The 23,489-nt window shown below is 43.3% G+C and carries 21 protein-coding genes; 12 read left to right on the forward strand and 9 right to left on the reverse strand.

The window, feature by feature from the left end; genetic code table 11:
- Positions 1-3: 3 nt before the first annotated feature.
- Positions 4-870 carry an HDOD domain-containing protein gene (locus ACXAH2_RS15165; protein ID WP_475079669.1) on the reverse strand — a complete coding sequence of 289 codons (867 nt, stop codon included), beginning with the start codon at positions 868-870 and terminating at the stop codon, positions 4-6.
- Between the two features lie 182 nt (positions 871-1,052).
- On the opposite strand from ACXAH2_RS15165, the gene ACXAH2_RS15170 reads away from it, so the two are divergent.
- Positions 1,053-2,249, forward strand: coding sequence for a class I SAM-dependent rRNA methyltransferase (locus tag ACXAH2_RS15170; protein ID WP_475079671.1), 1,197 nt, complete (start codon positions 1,053-1,055; stop codon positions 2,247-2,249).
- A gap of 67 nt (positions 2,250-2,316) precedes the next feature.
- Here ACXAH2_RS15170 and ACXAH2_RS15175 read toward each other — a convergent pair whose 3' ends face one another.
- The gene (locus ACXAH2_RS15175; RefSeq protein ID WP_475079672.1) at positions 2,317-2,973 is read right to left on the reverse strand and encodes a histidinol-phosphatase; all 657 of its coding nucleotides are present in this window, start codon (positions 2,971-2,973) and stop codon (positions 2,317-2,319) included.
- 135 nt (positions 2,974-3,108) lie between these two features.
- On the opposite strand from ACXAH2_RS15175, the gene ACXAH2_RS15180 reads away from it, so the two are divergent.
- Genes ACXAH2_RS15180 through ACXAH2_RS15195 form a run of 4 tightly spaced genes read left to right on the forward strand, consistent with a single transcriptional unit; the run spans position 3,109 to position 7,031 of the window.
- Positions 3,109-3,597 (forward strand): RNA pyrophosphohydrolase, encoded by a 489-nt coding sequence (locus ACXAH2_RS15180; protein ID WP_475079673.1) that lies wholly within the window; start codon positions 3,109-3,111, stop codon positions 3,595-3,597.
- A gap of 49 nt (positions 3,598-3,646) precedes the next feature.
- Positions 3,647-5,935, forward strand: coding sequence for a phosphoenolpyruvate--protein phosphotransferase (ptsP, locus tag ACXAH2_RS15185; RefSeq protein ID WP_475079674.1), 2,289 nt, complete (start codon positions 3,647-3,649; stop codon positions 5,933-5,935).
- Between the two features lie 30 nt (positions 5,936-5,965).
- On the forward strand, positions 5,966-6,763 hold the full coding sequence (lgt, locus tag ACXAH2_RS15190) for a prolipoprotein diacylglyceryl transferase (RefSeq protein WP_475079676.1): 798 nt from the start codon (positions 5,966-5,968) through the stop codon (positions 6,761-6,763).
- A gap of 31 nt (positions 6,764-6,794) precedes the next feature.
- Positions 6,795-7,031 carry a DUF2164 domain-containing protein gene (locus ACXAH2_RS15195; RefSeq protein WP_475079677.1) on the forward strand — a complete coding sequence of 79 codons (237 nt, stop codon included), beginning with the start codon at positions 6,795-6,797 and terminating at the stop codon, positions 7,029-7,031.
- Positions 7,032-7,102: 71 nt separating this feature from the next.
- Here ACXAH2_RS15195 and ACXAH2_RS15200 read toward each other — a convergent pair whose 3' ends face one another.
- The gene (locus ACXAH2_RS15200) at positions 7,103-7,954 is read right to left on the reverse strand and encodes a thymidylate synthase (protein WP_475079678.1); all 852 of its coding nucleotides are present in this window, start codon (positions 7,952-7,954) and stop codon (positions 7,103-7,105) included.
- 135 nt (positions 7,955-8,089) lie between these two features.
- On the opposite strand from ACXAH2_RS15200, the gene folA reads away from it, so the two are divergent.
- Both folA and ACXAH2_RS15210 read left to right on the forward strand, forming a co-directional pair.
- Positions 8,090-8,599, forward strand: coding sequence for a type 3 dihydrofolate reductase (folA, locus tag ACXAH2_RS15205; protein WP_475079679.1), 510 nt, complete (start codon positions 8,090-8,092; stop codon positions 8,597-8,599).
- Between the two features lie 5 nt (positions 8,600-8,604).
- Positions 8,605-9,024: a secondary thiamine-phosphate synthase enzyme YjbQ gene (locus ACXAH2_RS15210; RefSeq protein WP_475079681.1), complete on the forward strand. Its 420-nt coding sequence runs from the start codon at positions 8,605-8,607 to the stop codon at positions 9,022-9,024.
- A gap of 53 nt (positions 9,025-9,077) precedes the next feature.
- Here ACXAH2_RS15210 and ACXAH2_RS15215 read toward each other — a convergent pair whose 3' ends face one another.
- From ACXAH2_RS15215 to ilvD, 3 genes are all read right to left on the reverse strand, one after another.
- Positions 9,078-10,301, reverse strand: coding sequence for a diguanylate cyclase domain-containing protein (locus tag ACXAH2_RS15215; protein ID WP_475079682.1), 1,224 nt, complete (start codon positions 10,299-10,301; stop codon positions 9,078-9,080).
- A 24-nt stretch (positions 10,302-10,325) separates the two neighbouring features.
- Complete coding sequence (locus ACXAH2_RS15220) at positions 10,326-11,168, reverse strand: 23S rRNA (adenine(2030)-N(6))-methyltransferase RlmJ (protein WP_475079684.1); 843 nt, start codon at positions 11,166-11,168, stop codon at positions 10,326-10,328.
- 63 nt (positions 11,169-11,231) lie between these two features.
- A complete protein-coding gene (ilvD, locus tag ACXAH2_RS15225) occupies positions 11,232-13,076 on the reverse strand; it encodes a dihydroxy-acid dehydratase (RefSeq protein WP_475079686.1) in 1,845 nt (614 codons plus the stop codon).
- 134 nt (positions 13,077-13,210) lie between these two features.
- Between ilvD and ACXAH2_RS15230 the strand changes: the two genes are divergently transcribed.
- On the forward strand, positions 13,211-14,431 hold the full coding sequence (locus tag ACXAH2_RS15230; protein WP_475079688.1) for an EAL and HDOD domain-containing protein: 1,221 nt from the start codon (positions 13,211-13,213) through the stop codon (positions 14,429-14,431).
- Between the two features lie 614 nt (positions 14,432-15,045).
- Here ACXAH2_RS15230 and fdxA read toward each other — a convergent pair.
- Positions 15,046-15,369: a ferredoxin FdxA gene (gene fdxA / locus ACXAH2_RS15235; RefSeq protein WP_353669582.1), complete on the reverse strand. Its 324-nt coding sequence runs from the start codon at positions 15,367-15,369 to the stop codon at positions 15,046-15,048.
- Positions 15,370-15,498: 129 nt separating this feature from the next.
- Positions 15,499-18,096 (reverse strand): DNA mismatch repair protein MutS, encoded by a 2,598-nt coding sequence (gene mutS, locus ACXAH2_RS15240; RefSeq protein ID WP_475079690.1) that lies wholly within the window; start codon positions 18,094-18,096, stop codon positions 15,499-15,501.
- 77 nt (positions 18,097-18,173) lie between these two features.
- Between mutS and ACXAH2_RS15245 the strand changes: the two genes are divergently transcribed.
- The 3 genes from ACXAH2_RS15245 to ACXAH2_RS15255 all read left to right on the forward strand — a co-directional run bounded on the left by ACXAH2_RS15245 (position 18,174) and on the right by ACXAH2_RS15255 (position 21,569).
- Positions 18,174-18,671: a CinA family protein gene (locus tag ACXAH2_RS15245; RefSeq protein ID WP_475079691.1), complete on the forward strand. Its 498-nt coding sequence runs from the start codon at positions 18,174-18,176 to the stop codon at positions 18,669-18,671.
- A 99-nt stretch (positions 18,672-18,770) separates the two neighbouring features.
- A complete protein-coding gene (gene recA / locus ACXAH2_RS15250; RefSeq protein ID WP_475079693.1) occupies positions 18,771-19,823 on the forward strand; it encodes a recombinase RecA in 1,053 nt (350 codons plus the stop codon).
- 177 nt (positions 19,824-20,000) lie between these two features.
- Positions 20,001-21,569, forward strand: a complete 1,569-nt coding sequence (locus ACXAH2_RS15255) for a coiled-coil domain-containing protein (RefSeq protein WP_475079695.1) — start codon at positions 20,001-20,003, stop codon at positions 21,567-21,569.
- A 3-nt stretch (positions 21,570-21,572) separates the two neighbouring features.
- Here ACXAH2_RS15255 and ACXAH2_RS15260 read toward each other — a convergent pair whose 3' ends face one another.
- Positions 21,573-22,034, reverse strand: coding sequence for a regulatory protein RecX (locus tag ACXAH2_RS15260; RefSeq protein ID WP_475079696.1), 462 nt, complete (start codon positions 22,032-22,034; stop codon positions 21,573-21,575).
- A gap of 194 nt (positions 22,035-22,228) precedes the next feature.
- Between ACXAH2_RS15260 and ACXAH2_RS15265 the strand changes: the two genes are divergently transcribed.
- Positions 22,229-23,482, forward strand: a complete 1,254-nt coding sequence (locus ACXAH2_RS15265; protein WP_475079698.1) for a D-amino acid dehydrogenase — start codon at positions 22,229-22,231, stop codon at positions 23,480-23,482.
- Positions 23,483-23,489: the final 7 nt, after the last annotated feature.

Below are 23,489 nucleotides of genomic sequence, written 5' to 3' on the forward strand. Positions count from 1 at the left end.
GCGTCAGACAAGTCCTAGACCTTGTTCATAACAAGCTTCAATTATGCCATCGAAGTCGTATTCAGTCAGATCAAAATGTTCTAGTACGTGGTGTTTAATCAAGTTCCATTCATGGTCTTCATCTGCCCCCCCAATATGCTTATAAGTTGAAGCGATGTGTTCTGACATTTTCAAAATGGCTGCGAATGATAGACTCAATTTATCGTCAGTCACGCGATTAGAAAACAGGTGTTCAATGCGATGATGCTCTGCTATGACTGTGCAACAACTCTTGGGTAACCCCCAAGATTTTGCCAGATAATAACCAATCACCGAGTGGTTGGTTTTGAATGCTTGGTTTTCTGTGTCTGTAATGGTGAACTCTGGATCTTGATAGGCTTGATGGAGCACCTGTTGGTAATTATCAAAGCGAGTTAACATCATGGGAATGCCCGCATTATGAAAAAGTCCCAGAGCGTAACATTCGTCCTTGTATTTGAAGTTGAGCTGATTAGCAATACTTGAACTGATGGCGGCGACGTCACTGGCTGTGTCCCAAAAACTGTGCAGTGATTGAATCGCTTCATCGGAAAGTTCGCTTTTTACCGCTAAACCGTTTACCAAATTGGTGACACTATGAGTGCCAAGTAAGACAACAGCTTGCTGAATGGATGCCACTTTTTGTTCTAAACCAAAGGTGGCAGAGTTCACTAATTTGAGAACAGCAGCAGATAAGCTAACGTCCTGAGCTATGATACTTGAAATACGATCCATATCTGGATCTGGCATGGCTTGTTCCATATGTAGATCAACCATCACCTGGGGTTGAGGCGGAATGCTAATGCCTCGGAGAATGCGTCCTAGCTGGGTTTCATTTACGGATGTTGTCATATAACCTTCTTTACCGCATAGCTATCTAGTGAAAAACAAATAGCTCGTCCTAGTGTAAACAAATAGCTCGTCCTAGTGTAAACAAATAGCTTGTCGTCAATTGCGACAAGCAACTCTATTCCATGGCAATTCAGCCTAGAGTCTCTATAATAGCGCTTCTTTAAATAACTTAGGTGAGCATTTTGAGCGTAATTCGACTAAAAGGTCAAGTAGATCGACGTATTAGAGCTGGACATCAATGGATTTATAGTAACGAAGTCAATACCTCGCAGACACCTTTGAAGCAGTTTTCGCCTGGTGATCAAGTTGTTGTAGAGTCTGCTCAGGGTAAGGCTTTGGGTGTGGCAAGCATTAACCCAAATGCCCTTATTTGTGGTCGATTGATTAGCCGCAGTGTTGATACGCTATTAAATAAATCGACTTTGATTCACCGTATTAAAATTGCCTTGTCACTGCGTGAAATGTCCTATTCTGCACCTTATTATCGTTTGGTTTTTGGTGATTCTGATGGTTTGTCTGGATTGGTTGTAGACAGGTTTGCTGATATTTTAGTCGTGCAAATATCCACCGCAGGAATGGAGCGCGTTAAAAATGAAATCATTGAAGCCCTTCAAGATGTAGTAAAACCCACTGCCATTCTGATGAAGAACGATGGCAAAATGCGTCAGATTGAAGGTTTGGATGCTTATGTGGAAGAAGTTTTTGGTACCGTGCCTGAAGTGGTGTTTTTACAGGAAAATGATGCCTTATTCCAAGCGCCAGTTTGGGACGGACAAAAAACCGGTTGGTTCTATGACCACAGAGAAAATCGTAAGACGATGCAAGGTTTTTGTTCAGGTAAACGCGTATTAGATGTCTTTTCCTATGTTGGTGGTTGGGGGGTACAGGCGGCTTTTGCTGGCGCGACAGAAGTGACTTTTATTGATTCTTCTGAAGCGGCTTTAGATCATGTGGACGCGAATCTAAAATTGAATCAGTACGAAGGCGATGCCAACTTGATGCAAGGTGATGCTTTTGATGCGATGCAATCTTTGATCGATGAAAAGCAGCGCTTTGATGTGGTTGTTATGGACCCGCCGGCTTTCATTGCTCGCCGCAAAGACATTAAAGCGGGTGAAGGCGCTTACCATAGAGCCAATCAGCTGGCGATGCGTTTGGTTGCTAAAGGTGGCATCTTGGTTTCAGGATCTTGTTCCATGCACTTAGAAACCAGTCGTTTGCACGACATAGTGCGCAGTAATAGTCGTCAATTGGAGCGTTTTTCACAGCTCATTTATCGTGGCACCCAAGCGCCAGATCATCCTGTGCATCCAGCGATTCCTGAAACGGAATATTTAAAAGCCTTATTTTACCGTATTCATAATAATATGGGCTTGTAAGAACAAGCAAAAAAGCGCCATAGAGGCGCTTTTTTATGACCTTCGCAAGTCTTATTGCGAACCCATCTTAGTCGCGTAGTGAAATGTGTGGCCAGTCACGCTCTTTGGCAATTTTACTTAAGGTATCGTCGGCATCCACAGCAATAGGGTGATCGACTAATTCTAAAAGTGGTAAATCATTACGAGAGTCGCTATAGAAGTAACTACCTGTCATACTGTGTCCTGTTTCAGCAAGCCATGCGTTTAGACGTATGACCTTACCTTCTTGAAAGCTGGGTATGCCAACAATTCTACCGGTATAGCTTTCATTTATCACTTCTGGAATCGGAGCAATAATATCGTCCATACCCAGTGCTTTAGCGATTGGGCCTGTCACAAATTGATTGGTTGCTGTGATCATTAAGAGGAAGTGGCCTTGTTGTTTGTGTTTGTTCAATAGCTCAGTCGCTTTATCTTGCATCATAGGGCGAACTTTTTCTGTCATGAAGTCCTGATGTAACTGATCAAGTTGCTCCGCAGAGAAGTTTGTAAGTGGGGCAAGGCTAAAGGCGAGGTATTCGTGAATGTCCAAAGTGCCAGCTTGGTATTGCTGAAAAAACGTGTCGTTTGCTTGTTGATATACCTGAGTGTCGACAAGTCCCTTTTCGACGAGAAATTGTCCCCAAGAATAATCACTGTCACCGCTTAATAGGGTGCCATCTAGATCAAAGATTGCGAGTGTCACAGTTGGTCCTTAGTTGGTATGAAGTGCGGAAATTATAGCCTCAGAGACAATAAATAACATTAGTCTTAATTGTGTGGATGGGGGAATTATGGAACAATGAATCTAATTTATTCTTATATTAGAAGGTGATAGCTCGTGATTGATGCAGACGGATATAGACCGAATGTGGGCATCATACTGATGAACGAGCGTGGCCAACTGCTTTGGGCAAGACGCGTAGGACAAAATGCGTGGCAATTTCCCCAAGGTGGAATCAAATCTGATGAAACACCTGAGCAAGCCTTGTATCGAGAACTTAAGGAAGAAGTTGGGCTTAATCCAGATCAGGTAGAAATTATCGGAAAAACAAGGGGTTGGTTACGTTATCGTCTCCCGAAACGCATGTTAAGACACAATAGTAAACCTTTGTGTATTGGACAAAAGCAAAAGTGGTTTTTGCTGTCTATTCGTTGTCCTGATACTTCTGTGTGTGTGGATGGAACAGAATGTCCTGAATTTGATGGCTGGCGCTGGGTAAGTTACTGGTACCCACTGGGACAAGTCGTCGCGTTTAAAAAAGATGTGTACAGGCGAGCCCTTAAAGAGCTCAGCCAAAGTGCTCATCGAAGATTAGAAAAATTGTGATGAAAAGCACCTAACATAGAAGGGAAAGGGTAAGCGCAATGGGAGAGCTATGCTAAGTTTATTAAGACGCATTACGCAAGAAGTGACAGCAGCACGATCTTTGTCAGCCGCGTTGGACATCATTGTTCGTCGTGTGCGTCGTGCTATGCGGGCGGAAGTGTGTTCAATTTACCTAGTGGATAGCAATACTTCTGAGTATATATTGATGGCGACTCGCGGGCTGAATGCCGATATGGCAGGCAGTGTTAGTCTTAAAGCAGATGAAGGGCTAGTGAGTTTGGTTGGTCGTCGTGCTGAACCTGTTAATCTTGAAGATGCGCATATTCACCCTTCTTTTCATTATTTAAAAGGAACCGGAGAGGAGCGTTTTCGTTCGTTTCTCGGGGTGCCAATCATTCATCATCGCCAAGTATTGGGCGTGTTAGTTGTACAGCATGAAGACAAGCGTCGCTTTGATGAAGGGGAAGAAGCTTTTCTGATCACTTTATCGGCTCAATTAGCTGGTGTGATTGCCCATGCTGAAGCAACAGGGGCGATTACCAGCCTTAATGCTAATGCTGCTCCTCGTGGCGCGGATTTTCGTTATAAAGGTGTACCTGGTAGTTCTGGGGTAGCCATTGGTCGCGGTGTGGTGGTCTTTCCACCAGCAGATTTGGATGTTATTCCGGATAGCGAGACTGCCAACCCTGAAAAGGAAATTGAAGGCTTTTACCAAGCTCTAGATGCGGTTCGTAAAGACATTCGAGAAGCCAGTAATCGAATTAGTCAGCATTTGTCCGCTGACGAAAAAGCCTTGTTCGATGTGTATTTAAAAATACTGGATGATAATTCCATTGCGGGCGAAGTAGTGCGAAAAATCCAAGGAGGTCAATGGGCGCAAGGAGCGTTACGGCAAGTAATTAAAGCGCATGTTTACCAATTTGATCGTATGGACGATCCATATTTGCGAGAACGCGCGTCAGATTTGCGTGATTTAGGTCGTCGTATCTTGTCTCATTTGCAAGAAAATGCACCCAATATAGTGGAGCGTTTTAATGAACCTGCCATCATTGTGGGTGAGGAGTTAACGGCTTCCATGCTGGGTGAAATTCCCATCGATAAGATTAAGGGGTTAGTGTCGGTAATGGGATCGGGCAACTCTCATGTGGCGATTTTGGCTCGTGCAATGGGCATCCCGACTGTCATGGGAGCTTTAGATCTTCCGTACGCCCAGCTTGATAAAGTCGACTTAATTGTTGATGGCTATCAGGGTCAAGTGTTCACTTATCCATCGGACAATCTGATTGATAATTATCAGCAGATAGTTGATGAAGAGCGTTTGCTTGAAGAAGAGTACGAAACCCTCAAAGACCTACCTTGCGAAACCCTAGATGGTCAGCGTTTGTCCTTGTTTGTTAACACTGGTTTGTCTGCAGATGTGGCTCGCTCTCTGGATCGTGGTGCGGAGGGCATTGGTTTGTATCGCACTGAAGTGCCTTTTATGGTGCGTGATCGGTTCCCGACAGAAGCCGAACAGGTGCATATTTACCGTCAGCAATTGGAAGGTTTTGCCCCCGCACCTGTCACTGTTAGGACCTTGGACATTGGTGGTGATAAAGCCTTACCTTATTTCCCTATCGAAGAAGCAAATCCATTCTTAGGTTGGCGAGGCATTCGCGTCACCTTGGATCATTTGGAAATTTTTATGGCGCAAATTCGTGCCATGATCAAAGCCAGTGCTGAGCTACACAACCTAAAAATCATGCTGCCAATGATTTCCAATGTGGCTGAAGTGGAAGAAGCCTTAACCTTGATTCGTCGTGCTTACGCGGAAGTGAAAGAAGAAGGTTACGATGTCAAAATGCCGAAAGTGGGGGTCATGATAGAGATTCCAGCTGCCGTATATCAGGCTAGAGATTTAGCTAAGCTGGTGGATTTCTTATCGGTAGGTAGTAACGATTTGACTCAGTATTTGTTGGCAGTGGATAGGAATAATCCTCGCGTTGCAGACTTGTATAACTCCTTTCATCCTTCGGTATTACATGCTTTGGCCAGTATTGTAAATCAGGTAAAAGAAGAAGGGGTGGGGTTGAGTGTCTGCGGTGAAATGGCAGGCGATCCAATGGGCGCTATTTTGCTAATGGCAATGGGCTACGATGTTTTGTCTATGAGCTCAACTAGCTTACCTAAAGTCAAAGCGGTCATTCGAAATATTTCTATGGAACAAGCGTGCAACATGCTGCAAGAAGTGTTGAGTTTGTCTCATGCGGAAACCGTGGTGCAAACCATGACGCGTATGATGCGAGAGGCCAATATCGAACGTTTGATTCGCCCTTCAAAAACCACTCGAGTAAACTGATTTAGACCAACAGAGGCTTGGTAATTTCTTATGATTTCTTATCCTAATATTGATCCTATCGCCATTTCGATTGGGCCAATTGCTGTGCATTGGTACGGCATTATGTATTTGATTGGCTTTGCTGGAGCGTACGCATTTGGCGTGTATCGCGCTAAATATTCCAATGGTTTATGGACCAAAGATATGGTGAGTGATGCCATATTTTATGGTGCCCTTGGTGTGATTCTAGGTGGTCGTATTGGTTATATCTTGTTTTACCAATTTCCGGCGTTTGCTGATAACCCACTCATATTAGTGCGTATTTGGGAAGGTGGTATGTCTTTCCATGGTGGTTTACTAGGCGTAATAGTTGCCATGTATGTGTTTGCTCGCAAATATCAGAAACATCTGGTGGATGTCACGGACTTTTTAGCGCCATTTGTGCCAATTGGTTTAGGGGCTGGACGTATTGGTAATTTTATTGGTGGTGAACTTTGGGGTAAACCGACTGATGTTTCTTGGGCAATGATCTTCCCAAATGATCCATTACAATTGGCTCGTCACCCTTCTCAGTTATACCAATTTGCTCTAGAGGGCGTGGCTTTATTTACTATTTTATGGTTCTTCTCACTGCGCCCTAAACCTCGTTATTGTGTTTCAGGTATGTTCTTACTCTGCTATGGCATTTTCAGAATCTTAGTGGAGTTTGTGCGAGAACCAGATGCCCAGATTGGCTATCTGGCTTGGGGCTGGTTAACACAAGGGCAGTTGTTGTCTGCGCCTATGGTTGTGCTAGGCGCAGCACTCATAGTATATGGCTTTAAGCGTAATACCTATCCTCAAAAGTAGGCGGTGTCCTGTTAGGTTATAAGGTGAAATTATGGAATTTACGCAACAAGAGACGGATCTGATTGTCAGTAAAATTAAGAAGTATTTTGCCGATGAGTTAGACAGTGACATTGGCGGCTTTGAAGCAGAATTTTTATTGGCGTTTTTTGCCAAAGAGATAGGCTCTTATTTCTACAACAAAGGACTGACTGATGCGAATCAACTGTTGCTCGAAAAAACCGAAGAGATAGGCTATTTACTCCAAGAATTAGAGCAGCCGGTAAATTGAAACAAACGGCGAGTTAATAACTCGCCATTTTTTTATGTCATTTTTAGCGTCTTATTTAGACAGAAAATGGTTTAGACAGAAAATGGGTAAGCAATAGGCTCATGAAATTGGTAGCCTTCTACTTCAAAATCGTCCATTGTCACCCAGGTTTCTATGTCTTTTAATGACTTGATATTTGGGTTAATTTTCAGCGTCGGAGCAGGGTAAGGCTGACGTTTTAATTGCACATCACGCATTAGTGCTAATTGATCTTCATAGATGTGAGCATTTACTACCTTATGAAAAGCTTGTCCGGCCTTGTGCCCTGTTATTTGAGCTACGAGGGCCAGCAAAACATACACTTGAATCATGTTGAAATTTAATCCAAGAGGCACATCACAGCTACGCTGAGTGCTGTTCAAATACAAGGTGTCGTCGAGTAACGAAAAGTGGTGACTGTACATGCAAGGGCGCAAGCAGGCCATGTGAAATGCACCTGGATGGTAAAAGGTAAGGATTTCTCCACGGTTGTCCACACCACGACTTAAATCATCAATAATTTGCTGCAATAAATCAATTTTTCCCCCATCGGGTTTGGGAAAGTTGCGACCAATTGCGCCATAACAGAGTCCCATATCGTCTTCGCCTTTGCGATGTGGGTTGTTTAACCATACCGGGTTGTCATTGGCATTAGCGTCCCAAGTTTTGGTGCCTAAGGCACGGAAATCGGCAGCATTGTCGTAACCTCTTAAATAGCCAATAATTTCAGCAATGGCCGACTTCCAGTAGCTTTTACGTGTGGTAACCAAGGGGAATTCACCTTGACCTACATCGTAGGTTAGGTCGGCATTGATCACGGTTAAGCAACGCTTGCCCGTTCTTTCATTGTTTATCCAAACACCCTGATCAACAATGCGCTGACACAGATCCAAATATTGATTCATACGGCCTCTGTTTTATTCGACTATGGCAGATTGTTCACTTCTGCAATGCAATCTAGGCTGCCATAGGTATAATATTTGGCAAATATTATATCAGGCTTGGATTCATCGAGCATAGATTGAAAAAGGTATCCTTATATGTTGTCACTGATTGTCGCCATGTCGACTAACCGCACCATTGGTATTAACAATGCATTGCCTTGGCATTTGCCAAATGATTTAAAGTACTTCAAGCAAGCCACCATGGGTAAGCCGATTGTGATGGGGCGAAAAACCTTTGAGTCCATTGGTAAGCCACTGCCAGGTCGTCGAAATATTGTGATCACTCGTGACGAGAATTTTACCGCAGAGGGCATAGATCTAGTGTCTTCATTGGATCAAGCCATGGCTTTGGGAGAGGACATTTGTCTGGTAAATGGGCAAGAAGAAGTGATGGTGATTGGTGGTGCGCAAATTTATGAACTGGCTTTGCCAAGAGTTGATCGTTTGTACATTACGCATGTGGATGCTCAAGTTGAAGGCGACGCCTTTTTCCCAGAAGTGGATTGGCCATCTTTTGCCCTAATAGCCGAAGAAAGATTTGCTGCAGAAGGTCACAATCCTTATGACTATCGTTTTTCGGTTTACCAAAGGACTAATGGTAAGTAAGTATTATGTGGCAGCAAGTTGAACTTCAATTACCGCCGTTTTCCCGTGGTTTTCATCTCATTACTCAGCAGGTTGAGAAAGTCTTGTTCAGCTTGTCTGAGGTTAAAATAGGCTTGCTGCATATTCAGTTATTGCATACTTCGGCGTCTTTAACCATTAATGAAAACGCCGATCCTTCAGTAAGGCGAGACATGGAAAGGCATTTTTCTCAAATGGTGCCAGAAGATCAACCCTATTATGAACATGTATACGAAGGCAGTGATGATATGCCAGCGCATATTAAAGCCAGCATGCTGGGTTCCAGTTTGACTATTCCTGTGACGAACCAACAATTGCGGCTTGGTACCTGGCAGGGTATCTATCTGGGCGAACACAGAGAGTATGGTGGACCACGCAAAATGCTGTTGACCCTGCAAGGCGAATGAGTCCCTAACTCTATAGGTATGGTTTAAAAAAGCGCCTTATCGGCGCTTTTTTATTAATTAACAATGATTTGGGTGTGTTTTTGTTGACCCTGTTCAACCGCTTGATTGGCACTGAGTGCTAATTCTTCAATGCTCTCACCGTCCTCGGGGAAGGCGGCAATACCGATACAGAAATCGGCTGGACTGGAGTTACCTGCAGCCAAAATGGCTTCTTCATCCGCTTTTGGGTTGATGATATTGGTTAATAGCGTGTTGGCATCTTTGACGCTGGTATTGGGCAGAAGCAGTAACAATTTGTCTGTTTCAACGCGGGCCAATACATCTGCCTCTCGAATTTTTTTATAGATGTAACGTGCCGATGTTTGAATGGCAATATTACGCGCTTCCATGGTCAATTCATTAAGACGATTATGGGCATCCAAATGGATTTTAGCCATGGTAAGAGGCGTGTATTGGCGTTTTGCCAATCCAAGTTGTTTTTTAAAATGGGTGAGCGCTGAACTACGAGTTAACAAACCTGTAAGCTCATCAAATGTGGCTTGATTTCGAAGGTGTTCTTCTAGGGCTTTTTGATAGCTAATATCAACCACAAAGCCTATGACTTTTTTGGTTTTGTTGTCAGCAGTCTTGGTATAAGTTCGACCACGTTCTTTGACCCATAAATAGTCTTGATTACCGGTTAAAATCCGATATTCCGCCTCGTAGTAGTCTTGATTTAACGCCACATGTTCGTCGACAACCGCTGCCAGTTGTTTCACATCGTCAGGGTGTACCAATTTATGCCATTCGGCTGTCGATCTAGGAGTGTCTTCTACTTTGCATTTTAAAAGATTGGCGATTGATTTAGAGCATGACACTAGGTCTGATTCGGTTTCCCAAATCCATAACCCTGCAGAGGATTCAGTTAAAGCAAATTTTAATAAAGTATTTTCAGCTGCAGTTAAATCCATGTGGTCAGTATGGTAAACACAGGCCAGAATCGTATCTCCCAAGTTTTGCATATCCAGTTGGGTATTGACCAGCTTGTTACCAACACGCATTAAGGTTTCACAACGCTCAATGCTTCCTTGCTTTATTTTATCACATAGCTGCTGCCAGTCTTGTTTGGTTTGGGCTTCTTCACTTAGCGACAGCCAAGAATCCGGAGGTGTCGCATTCCAGTTTTCAAAGAAAGTTTGAAAATTTCGATTGTACGAGATCAGCTCCCCGGTCTGACTTTCTAGTATAAAGGCTGGGGTAGGCATGTGTTTGAAGGCTTGTTCAAAAGCTGTGATCATGGGACTCTCCCTATACAAAATAGTTTATTCTGGGGTGATCCAAGTGATTTGGAAGGCGGCAGTATTGTCTTCTGCTAAGACATCTTTTAAAAAGGGTAAAAATTCCCCGGCGTCTTTTTCTAGTGTCCAAGGTGGATTCACAACTATCATTCCACTGCCGGACATACCGCGTTGTTTTTCTGAATCACGTACACAGAGTTCCAACAATAACACATTCCGAATCTCTGTCGCCTCTACTGATTTTAGAAGCTTATCGGCTTGTTGGCGAGTCAATACAGGATACCAGATGGCGTAAGTGCCCTGTGGGAAGCGTTTATGACCTTCGGTTAATGCTTGAACCACATAATCGTAGTCTTTTTTGACTTCATAGGGTGGGTCCATTAGCACAAAACCGCGCTTTTGCGGTGGTGGTAGCATGGCTTTGACCGCAGCAAAACCATTTTCTTTCACCACGTTAGCTTTACGTTTGTGAGGAAATAAGGCTGCTAGAAGAGGAAAGTCATTCGGATGCAACTCGCACAGGTGTAACTTGTCTTTTTGACGAGTGTAATAATCTACGACTTTAGGGCTGCCTGGATACAATGCTAAACCATCGTCATCATTCAGATCTCGAACAATGTCTATTAGTCCTTCAATGGCATCAGGTAGTTGTTCTTGCTGAACTAAACGGCTGATACCAGAATGAAATTCTTTATTCTTTTGGGCCTGATCAGAATTCAGTTCGTATTGACCAATACCCGCGTGGGTGTCTAAATAAAAGAAAGGCGTCTCTTTTTTAATAAAATGACGACAAATCTGGCTCACTGTAACGTGTTTTAGAATATCAGCGTGATTACCCGCGTGGTATATATGGCGATAACTCAGCATTTTGCTTCCTAATTAATGAAAAAGGCCGCTGACTTTAGCGGCCTTAAAAGCGTCGACGAACAATTAGTCGAGTTGACTCAAGTCTCGTACCGCCCCTTTATCGGCGCTGGTAGCAAAGTGCGCATAGACTTTTAGCGCTGGTGATACTTTACGAGGGCGCTCTTGCTCAGGTTTCCAAGCAGCTGTACCTTTGGCTTCCATTGTTGCGCGACGTGCTGCTAACTCTTCATCGCTCAGTACTACGTTAATGGTACGATTTGGGATGTCAATGCGAATGATATCTCCATTCTCAACCAAACCGATGGCACCGCCTGCCGCGGCTTCGGGTGAGACATGCCCAATAGATAAACCAGATGTACCGCCAGAGAAGCGACCATCGGTCAATAAGGCACAAGCTTTGCCCAGACCTTTTGATTTAATGTAAGAGGTAGGGTACAGCATTTCCTGCATGCCTGGGCCACCTTTTGGGCCTTCGTAACGAACGATTACCACTTCACCGGCTTTTACCTTATCGTCAAGGATATTGCTAACCGCTTCATCTTGAGATTCGGTTATGTGTGCAGGGCCTTCGAATACTAAACAAGATTCGTCAACACCAGCACTTTTAACCACACAACCATCTACTGCAATATTGCCATACAGTACGGCAAGACCACCTTCTAGTGAGAAAGCATTCTCGATAGAGCGAATACAACCATTTTCACGATCGCCATCTAGGGTTGGCCAACGAGTAGATTGGCTAAATGCGGTTTGCGTTGGAATGCCCGCTGGGCCTGCTTTGTAAAATTCCACCACTTCGGGTGTCGGTGCACGCATGATGTCCCATTTTTCAAGAGCTTCTGCCATGGTTTTAGAATGTACGGTATGACACTGATTATGTAGAATGCCAGCGCGGTCGATTTCACCTAACAGGGCAAAAATACCACCTGCTCTGTGTACGTCTTCAATATGGTACTGTGGTGAGTTGGGTGCCACTTTACATAACTGTGGGACACGACGTGACAAGCGATCAATGTCTTCCATAGTGAAGTCCACACCGGCTTCACGAGCAATTGCGAGTAAATGCAGTATGGTGTTGGTTGATCCGCCCATAGCAATGTCTAGTGTCATGGCATTTTCGAAGGCTTCAAAACTGGCAATGGCACGTGGGGCCCAATGCAATTCTTCTTTTTCGTAATAACGTTTTGTAATTTCTACAATGCGACGTCCCGCTTCAACGAAGAGACGATGACGATCAGAATGTGTCGCCAAAGTAGTACCATTGCCTGGTAAACTGAGGCCTAGGGCTTCTGTTAAACAGTTCATTGAGTTGGCGGTAAACATGCCCGAGCAGGAGCCACAAGTTGGGCAAGCCGATCGTTCATATTCAGCTACTTTTTCATCTGATGCTGAGGAATCTGCAGCGATAACCATAGCATCCACCAAATCCAGTTTATGCTCAGACAGTTTGGTCTTACCCGCTTCCATTGGACCGCCAGACACAAAGATAACTGGAATGTTCAAGCGCATGGCTGCCATCAGCATCCCTGGGGTGATCTTGTCGCAGTTTGAAATACACACAAGCGCATCAGCACAGTGAGCGTTGACCATGTATTCAACGGAATCGGCAATTAAGTCGCGAGATGGTAAGCTGTAAAGCATACCGTCATGGCCCATGGCAATACCGTCGTCTACCGCAATCGTGTTGAACTCTTTGGCCACGCCACCTGCTTCTTCGATTTCACGACAAACCAGTTGGCCAAGATCCTTAAGATGTACATGACCTGGAACAAATTGTGTAAATGAGTTAGCAACGGCTATGATAGGCTTTTGGAAATCGTCGTCTTTCATACCTGTTGCGCGCCATAAAGCGCGAGCTCCGGCCATATTTCGGCCAGAGGTAGTGGTTTTGGAACGGTAGACTGGCATTATTTTCCCCACAGGATCTTTCTTAATTATAGCCGCACATCTTACCAAGAATATTGCCTTCACCCAATGGCAATTTTGCGACAATATTGAGACACTGTGAGTTTACGAGTTATTTTTATAGTGATGGAATATCTATGGCAGAGCAGGAAACTTACATTCACTCCGATATTGCAGTAGCAAGACAGCCTATTGTGGATGCACATTTAGCGGTTATGGGGTATGAATTACTGTATCGCGAAAGTGCCCATGCTCAGCGTGCTGATGTAATAGATGATGTTGGCGCGACAGCTCAGGTGGTTTCTGCCAGCTTATTTGAACTTGGTATGGAGAACTTAGTTGGAGCAAACAAAGCTTTTATTAATTTTCCTCGATCTTATCTGCTCAGTGCCAATGGCCTGCCAACCCATCGTGAAAATGTTGTCGTGGAAGTACTTGAAAGCGCAGGTTTCGATGCCAATCTTCTCGCTTCTTTGAGGCGTTGGAAAAAAGCGGGTTGTTGTTTGGCTTTGGATGATTTTGTGTTTGAAACTAAGCTAACACCCTTTGTTGAATTAGCCGATTACGTGAAGCTCGATATTTTGGCGTTAGGGCAAGACGGTTTTCATCAACAAGTTGAAGCTCTGCGTGGATTTAATGTGGAGTTGATTGCGGAGAAAGTTGAGACTTGGGAGGACTATCAATTTTGTCGCTTGCTTGGCGTGGAATATTTTCAAGGCTATTTTTTTGAGAAGCCCGAATTGGTTACAGCACGTTCAACCAAGGTAAATAGCATGACTTTATTGAGATTGATGTCCTCATTATTGGATGCCAATAATCTCAATGTAGATGATATTGAAAGAATTGTTAGTCAAGATGCCGGTCTGGTACATAAGCTGCTGCGTTATTTAAATTCCCCAATGACGGGTTTAGTCGTCTCTGTGGATTCGGTTCGTCTTGCCATCATGTTAATAGGCATAGAGAAATTAAAAAGTTTGACTAACCTTCTGCTTATGTCAGAAATGGTTGGTGAACAACATGCATTACTAGAGCAAATTTTGATTCGTGCGAAACATGCTGAATTGTTTGCTGAACAGCGACGATACGATAATCAGGATAAGTATTTTTTGGCTGCCATGCTCTCTATGATGGATGTATGTACTGGCATGCCATTAGAAAAAGTACTGGGAGAGTTGCCTTTACCTAATGAGTTTATTAATGCCATTGTTCATCGTGTAGGGCGAGTTGGTGAGACTCTGGATTTGGTTGAGAAGTACTCTAATCAACAAACTATTGTTGATGAACAAAATTTTGAGGATTTAAAAGATACTTATTTGGCTTCTCTTAAATGGGCTGACGAGTTCTTAAGTCAAATTTAGCCTGTACCTAGTGTTTATACGCTTTTTGTAGTCATAATCCTACATATCTGTAGTTATTTTCTTTTTGTTATGTAATGTAATCTCACATATCTCCTTCAAATAATCTATCCATTTGAAATATAACAATTTTTTTAATTTTATTCGATTTTGTAATATTTTGTAATTGTGTAAAAAGCTGTTAAATTTGAATCATCCAAACGATTTCAAGGATGAAAAGCACAGTGACGTGCACAATGCCAGTGAAGGTGTTGAGGGATGGGCTGGGATGCCCAGAGAAATGGATGACTCTTTGGAAAAGCATGGTCTAGGATGATGTCCATGTAGCAAGGATTTTTGGTTTTCAGGATGAAACCAACAGGATGTTTAACTCAATGGATGAGAGGCTTAAATGGAATTTGGCCAAAAAAAGGCAGCTTAGGCTGTCTTTTTTACGGATAGGATACTGACTGGATGTCAGTCTTCAATGGAAAAGGATTGCTTACAGGATGTAATGACCTTTATGGATGGGTCCTAGGATCATGGTTAGCTAAGATGGATTTAGCTATACAGGAAGTAAAAATTAGGACATTAAAAAAGCGACTTTAGGTCGCTTTTTTCATTTTTAGACATCAGGCTTATCTTTCCAAATGTTCTAATTTATCTTCAACGCCGTCCCATTCTGTTGCATCACTTAGGGCATCTTTTTTCTCAGTAATGTTAGGCCAGATCATAGACAGATCTTTATTTAGCTCAACAAAAACTTCCTGATCTTCTGGTAATTCATCCTCAGAAAAAATGGCGTTAGCAGGACACTCTGGCTCACAAAGAGCGCAGTCGATGCATTCATCAGGGTTGATGGCTAGGAAGTTTGGTCCTTCATAGAAGCAATCTACTGGGCATACTTCCACACAATCTGTGTATTTACAGCGAATGCAGTTATCAGTAACGATGAAAGCCATTCGACTTCTCCTCACAATGTTCTTAGTAATAATTGCGCACTATTCTAGTGGTATAGACTATCTGGCGGCAAGTTTGTGACAAATATTCTCTAAATTTATCTGTCATTAGCTTATGCCGCTTTCTGTTTTTTATATCTCTGATTTTAATTTATAGAGCTGATTCAGGGCTTCAATAGGCGTCATATTATCTAAATCCAACTCAGTAATGGCTTCTTTTAGCTGATTCTGCTCGGCTTGAGCAAACAAGTCTGGTTGCTGTGGTGAGTAAGCATAAGAGGCTTTTGCAGGTATTTGTTGAGTTGTTTCAATACCGGTTACTGTTTCAAGCTCTGCTAATTTGATTTTAGCCTCTTGGATAACACTCTTTGGAACACCGGCAAGTTGGGCGACTTGTAGACCATAAGATTGGCTGGCTGGACCATCATGAACTTTATGAAGAAAAACGATTTCATCCTCGTATTCTGTGGCGGTCAGGTGTACGTTTGCTGCGTTGGGTAATTGTTCTGCCAACCCTGTTAACTCGAAGTAATGCGTGGCGAATAAAACATAGCATTTTAATTCTTGCGCTAAATGCTCGACAGCCGCCCAGGCCAAAGACAAACCATCAAATGTGCTGGTGCCACGACCAACTTCATCCATCAGTACTAGGCTTTTCTTGGTTGCATTATTAAGAATGTTGGCCGTTTCAGTCATTTCCACCATAAAGGTAGAGCGTCCACCTGCCAGATCATCGGATGACCCCATGCGGGTGAAAATTCGATCTACTATCGCAATTTGAGCGGATTCGGCTGGAACGAAGCAACCGGTATGAGCCAATAGGGTGATCAAAGCAATTTGACGCATGTAGGTGGATTTACCACCCATATTCGGGCCTGTAATCATGAGAAGTGAGCGTTCATCATTTAGGCTCAAATCATTGGGTACAAAAGGTTCGGAAATGACCGACTCAACAACGGGGTGGCGACCTGCTTTGATGTCAATACCGCATCCTTGATGTAGCTCTGGTTGGATCAAATTGAGCTGTTCGGCGCGCTCTGCAAAGTTATTTAAAACGTCCAGTTGAGCCAAAGCCTGACTGCTGCTTTGTAATTCGGCTAGTTTGGCGTTGAGCTGATCGAGTAAGTTTTCGTAAAGTTCTTTTTCACGAGCTAATGCTTTTGACTTGGCGCTAAGTGCTTTATCTTCAAAGCTTTTTAGTTCAGGTGTGATAAAGCGTTCGGCGTTTTTCAAGGTTTGACGGCGAATGTATTCGACTGGTGCTTGTTCTGAGTGCAAGCGACTGATTTCAATGTAGTAGCCATGTACTCGGTTAAAACCGACCTTTAGTGAACTGATACCAGTACGCTCTTTCTCACAGCGTTCCATTTCCGCTAAAAAGTCGGTGGCATTGGTAGATAGAGACAGCAATTCATCAAGCTCTTTATCATAGCCTTGTGCAAAAATACCACCATCTCGAACAACAGACGGTGGGTTTTCCACCAATGCTTTACTGAGAATGTCAGTTAATTCAGGTTGAGCAAAAAGGCGTTCGCTCAATTGTTCAAGTCGTGCTGCTGAGATGTTGTGCAAGTCATGGTGTAATTGTGGGATGGCTTCAAGGGCAAATCTTAGTCGTAATAAGTCTCTTGGGCGAGCGGAACGCAATGCTACTCGAGATAGAATTCGCTCCAAGTCGCCAATTTGTTTCAGTGGTGCATTTAGCGACTGATAAAGGAAGCTGGCTTTGAGTTCACTAATGGCTGCTTGTCGAGCTTGGATTTCATTAATGTCTCGCACAGGAGTGTGTAGCCAGCGCTTTAATAGACGACTGCCCATGGGAGTGGCGCATTGATCTAATACTTGTATTAAGGTGTTGCTAGTGCCGCCAGTAAGGTTGATGTCAATTTCTAAATTGCGACGTGTGGCAGCATCGATTAGCACCGAATCGTCTTTGTGCTCCACCATAATGGCCTGAATGTGCGGTAGGGCGGATCTTTGAGTGTCTTTGGCGTACTGTAAAAGAGCGCCAGCAGACGCAATGGCTGATGTTAAGGCTTCACAACCAAAACCAGATAAATCCTTGGTGTTAAATTGTTGAATCAGTTGGCGATAGCTGGATTCGTAATCAAAGTGCCAGGGGCCAAGTTCGGCAACGCCTTTCTCCATTTGTAAAGCATCGCGAGCGGGGAAGTCTTCCGAAATCAGGATTTCTCGTGGCGACAAGCGTTGTAATTCATTGCTTAGCGCTTCATAGCCATCGACTTCAAACAAACAAAAACGCCCACTGGCCATGTCTAAATAAGAAAAGCCAAAAATGTCCAAGCCTTTACGGGATTGATGAGAGATCGACAGTAAAAGGTTTTCACGCTTCTCTTCGAGAAAGGCTTCATCACTGATGGTTCCGGGTGTGACGATGCGTGCAATTTGTCGTTCAACGGGGCCTTTGCTGGTGGCTGGGTCGCCAGTTTGCTCAGCAACGACCACAGATTCACCCATGCGTACCAATCGTGCAATGTAGTTCTCAGCGGCGTGGAATGGAATTCCAGCCATGGGAATGGGTTGGCCGCCAGAATGCCCTCGAGCAGTAAGGGTAATGTCTAATAACTGTGCAGCACGTTTGGCGTCATCGTAGAAAAGTTCATAAAAATCGCCCATGCGGTAAAACAACAGCTGATTGGGGTGTTGTGACTTGAGGCCAAAGTATTGGCGCATCATAGGGGTATGGTTGTCGGCTGCGGATTTGCTCATGTAAAACGGCTCAATTGTGATCAAAAAAATTGAAGGTTATTCTACGGTATATTCGAATTAGTTTTAAGGGATAGGCAATGAAACCTGAACAAGAAATGTTGCAATTGGCTCAACAAGTTGGTGAGTTATTAAGTGAGAGAAATTGGCAGTTAGTGACCGCAGAATCTTGCACAGGTGGTTTAATTGGCGCAACTTGCACTGAAGTTTCAGGCAGCTCTGTCTGGTTTTACGGTGGTGTTATCAGCTACGCCAATGAAGCCAAGCAGCAAGGTTTGTCCGTTGCGGCAGAAACGTTAGCACAGTACGGTGCAGTGTCAGAGCAAACGGTTCAGCAAATGTGTGCTGGCGCACTGGCAATGGGGGGGGATGTTGCGGTTGCTGTGAGTGGGGTAGCAGGGCCAAATGGCGGTACGCCTGAAAAGCCTGTTGGATGTGTCTACATAGGTTGGCAGTTGCCAAAGAGTGATGCGCATGTGATGCGTTTTCAGTTTGATGGTGATCGCAAAGCGATCCGTGAGGCCACAGTTTTAGAAGCTTTGCGCGGGGTGAAAGCGCGTTTAAATAGCGCTAAATAATACTACTGTTTTTTTATACAGTATTTTCTTGAGCTTACTCAAAAAAAGCGCTAGAGTTAGCAACATTGAAGTTGAACACTAAGTTTTAAGGATTCCACTATGTCATCTATTGCAGATAACAAGAAAAAAGCGCTAGACGCTGCGCTGTCTCAGATTGAGCGTCAGTTTGGTAAAGGTGCCATCATGAAAATGGGTGAAGGCACTAAGCTGGATATTGAGACAGTATCAACTGGCTCCTTGGGCCTTGATATCGCGCTGGGTGCTGGTGGTTTACCTTATGGTCGTATCTGTGAAATTTATGGACCTGAGTCTTCTGGTAAAACTACTTTAACCCTGAGTGTTATTGCTGAAGCACAAAAGCAGGGTAAAACCTGTGCTTTTATTGATGCTGAACATGCCTTGGATCCTTCTTATGCAGAGAAGCTGGGCGTTAATCTTGAAGAATTATTGATTTCTCAGCCAGATACAGGTGAGCAAGCATTGGAAATCGTGGACATGTTGGTGCGTTCAAACAGCGTTGACGTGGTTATCGTTGACTCGGTTGCCGCTTTGGTGCCTAAGTCAGAAATTGAAGGGGAAATGGGCAGTTCATCGGTGGGTGTTCAGGCGCGTTTGCTATCACAAGCGATGCGTAAGTTAACCGGCTCCATTAAGAACGCGAATTGTTTGGTGGTGTTCATTAACCAAATTCGTATGAAGATTGGTGTCATGTTTGGTTCCCCTGAAACCACTACTGGCGGTAATGCACTTAAGTTCTACTCTTCAGTTCGTCTGGATATCCGTCGTATTGGATCGGTGAAACAAGGTGACGAAGTCATTGGTAATGAAACCCGTGTGAAAGTGGTGAAAAATAAGATTTCTCCTCCATTCAAACAAACAGAGTTCCAAATCATGTACGGTGCGGGCATTTACCGAATGGGTGAAGTGATTGATTTGGGTGTTAAGCAAGGTCTAATCGATAAATCGGGTGCTTGGTACGCCTACGGCGGTAATAAAATAGGTCAAGGTAAAGCGAATGCGGCTCAGTTCCTAAGTGAAAATCCTGAAATTGCGGAAGAAATTGAAGCAAAAATTCGTGAAGCCCTATTGCCTAAGAGCTCTAAAGCAGATACTTCAACTGAGGCTGAAGAAACGGAACAGCTGGATTTTTAATTTCATATCATTTTGATGCCCCATTAAACGAAAGCAGGCCAAAGGTCTGCTTTTTTGTTTTTTGCTGTAGATGGGTTAAGAAATGTAGGTTTAATGGAGTCTTGGGTGAGAAGCTTCTATTATTGATAATAGTATTGTTATTAGGTTTTATGGACGAAAGGGTGGAGCGAGTAGACTATGTTGATATGGCAGTGGGGTTTAATTGCAGCCTGTAGCGTATTTACCATGAGTTTGGTCGTCTTGGTATTGCGGTATTTGTCGCTCAAAAAGGACTTAAAAGACGCTTCTGATACGGGGGAGGCTGGTAATAAGACAAACGTCCAAGGAGAGCTAGTTCAACAAGATTCAGATAATGAAAAGTGGTTGGCATTATTGCGAAAACAGAAAGCCATCTGTGCTCAGTTGTTACAAGAATTGGCTAAAGAGGATTTCCAAGGCAGAGCATCACTTGCTTGCTGGTCTATCTTCATTGATGTGGAAATACAAATCCTTGAACAAGGTATCGATAACCACAATGTGATGGAGTTGTTGCAAGCATTTAAGAAAATTCTCGATAAAATTGATAAAGCTCAAGAAATTGATGCCTTATTAAAATCGCTAAAGGTTAATCAGTCGGTTTTGCGTGAGCTTAATAAAGTGTTGCAACGTACTGGCGATAAGGTATTTAGTCAGGTTAACGTGACGGAGGATTTAAATGCTCAGTTAGATAAGTTGCAAAGTCAGTTAGCGAAAGAGGCTGAATTGGATGAATCTTTGGGGCTTTTACGGGCTGAAATTGCCAGTATGTTTGAGTTAGCTGAGCGCTTGAAACACCATTTGGATGAAGTGAAGGAAACCAATGTTGCACCTGAATACCTCACAGCCTTGGAAGACTTTATTGGTAGTGTGGATGATTCTGGTTTCTTAGATTCTGTTGGAACGGAAATGGGTGACAAGGTAGCTGATCTTAAACAGCTTGCTGCAAATCAAAAAATCATCATCGAAGATTTAAAAGCACAAATGCGAGAAGTTAAAGACAATGACCACGAAGGTCATATTGGTGAATATGACATTGCCATGGCTCGTCTAGAAAAGTCATTGTTAGAAAGTGGCCACGTCATTAAGCGTTTGGAAGCCAAGCTGGAAAATCTGCAAAATATTAAACACAACTTAAATATTGATCTAGCGAAAAAAGATGAAGCCTTAGCGAAAAAATCAGCAGAGCTGGTTAGCATTGGTGAGGTGAGAAATGGCGACTTTTACAGTGTTGTTAATGAAGAATTAGATACCATGAGTAATATGGAAGATTTGTTATCCCAGGGAGGCTTAACCGAGTCATCTGATGCTTTTGCTACCAAGCAAGTCGGAAAGATAAAAGAGCTGAGAGAAATGGTTAATGAATCTGAATTGTATGTGGAAGTGTTGGAGCGCGATTTGGAAAAAGCGCGCGTTTTGCGTGAAAACCTAGAGCATAAATTAGAACGTCCTGAAGACTTGTTCAGTCCTGAGTTTCAAGATAGTGACTTATTGCTTGAGAAAGAATTGGAAGAATTAGAAAATCTTCGTGAAATCAATGATGAACTAGAAGAAGAACGTAAGCGCTTGATCAGTCAGTTGTATGATGGGCAGGCGCAGACTGAAGAGTACACAAGGCTACGTAAGAAAGTGGATGATTTAGAGAGTAAGGTAGCAGCGGTTCAGAAAAATTACGTAGAGATGGAAGAAAAATATCTCAATGCCATTATGGCTGGGGAGGATAGTATTTAAATTTTAGTATTCTTCGTCTTGGTCATTTGCTAAGGCGTACTGGATGTGATCGTAATTGAAGCCTTTGTATTGAAGGTGGCGCATCTGTTTTGATTTTTGTTTAAAGTCCTCAGCGGGCGCAGAACCAAATTTACTGAGTTTGAGTTCGCGGGCCGCTGCAAACCAGTCAATTTCAGCTGAGTTTAGAGAGGATTTGATAACCTCTCCAGCAAGACCTTTTTGTTGGAGTTCTTGATAAAGTCGATTAGGACCAAAACCTCGATTGGCTTTACTCCTAATGTATACCTCGGCAAAACGCTCATCATTGAGATAGTTTAGTGTCGTCAACTCTTCGATCACCTTTGTAATGTTCTCATCCGAATGGCCTTTCGATTTAAGTTTATACCGTACTTCTGAGCAGGAGTGCTCTCTTTGGTTAAGTAGTAATAAAGCGTGATCGTAAGTAGATAGCGGTTGATCTTTCATAATGGTTTCTTCGACTTTTGGTTATTGTGTCATTGTAAGCTACTTCTAAAAAAATTTTAAAAAGAATTAATTACTGATTAATTTATTTTTTCAGGATTAATTATCTATATATGGATCAAAATAAAGATAATAAAACTTATTTTTGTGTGTGATTATAGTTTAAATCACTTATTATCGTTGGGGTTGGGGTTTTTATGCAAGTGTGCGTGCTGGGCGCTGGGGTTGTGGGTTTAACGTCTGCTTATTATTTGGTCAAAAAAGGCTTTTCTGTCACGGTTATTGATCGTCAACCAGGAGTGGCCTTGGAAACCAGCTTTGCCAATGCTGGACAAATTTCTCCAGGTTATTCAGCGCCTTGGGCTGCGCCTGGTGTTCCCTTGAAAGCAATAAAGTGGTTGATGCAAAAACACGCTCCATTGAAGATTAGCCCAGAACCAGAGGTGAAAAAGCTGTTGTGGATGGGGAAAATGTTGTCTCAATGTACTGAGGGAGCATACAACATCAATAAATCTCGCATGATGGCGCTTGCTGAATATAGCCGTGATCAGTTTGTTGAACTGCGTAAGGATCTTGGCTTTCGTTACGATGATGGTCAAGGCGGTACTTTGCAGTTGTTTCGCAAAGAAGAGCAAGTGGAAGCGGCAGCTAAAGATATTAAGGTTTTGCAAGCTTTAAACGTACCGCACCAGATGTTGACGCCCGAGCAAATTGTTGAAGCTGAACCTGGTTTAGCTCCTGTCATTAATAAGTTCAAAGGCGGTCTTCGTTTAACCGGAGATGAAACGGGCGACTGTTATTTGTTTTGCCAATCTTTAAAGGAGCAGTGTGAGGCTTTAGGTGTTACTTTTCAGTTCAATACGGGCATCCAGTCTTTGTTCATTGAGTCTGGTAAAATTCGTGGGGTTATTACCCAAAATGGTTTGCAGTCGTTTGACCATGTTTTGGTGAGTTTGGGAAGCTATTCAAAAGAGCTCTTGAAAGCTTGCGATGTTGATATTCCAGTTTACCCAGTTAAAGGTTACTCCCTGACCGTACCTGTTACCAATACCCAGTATGCACCTGTTTCAACGGTTATGGATGAAACCTATAAAGTAGCTGTGACTCGTCTTGGTGATCGTATTCGAGCAGCGGGTACAGCAGAATTGACGGGTTATAACCTTGATCTACCAAAGTCGCGTACTGAAACCATCAGCCATGTAGTGGGGGATTTATTTGGCCAAGGTTGTCAGTTGTCCGAAGCTGAATATTGGACGGGATTACGTCCGATGACACCGGATGGTACACCTGTGATCGGGGCGACAAATGTAGCTGGCTTATATCTTAATACTGGACACGGAACATTGGGTTGGACCATGAGTTGTGGTTCTGCGGCTGTGATTGCGGATATTATGGCGGGTAGTCAAGTGCAAATTGATTCGTCTGATTTGTCTATTGCGCGTTATAAGTAGTAAGGAA

The organism is Marinomonas sp. ABL3_031, from assembly GCF_056161265.1.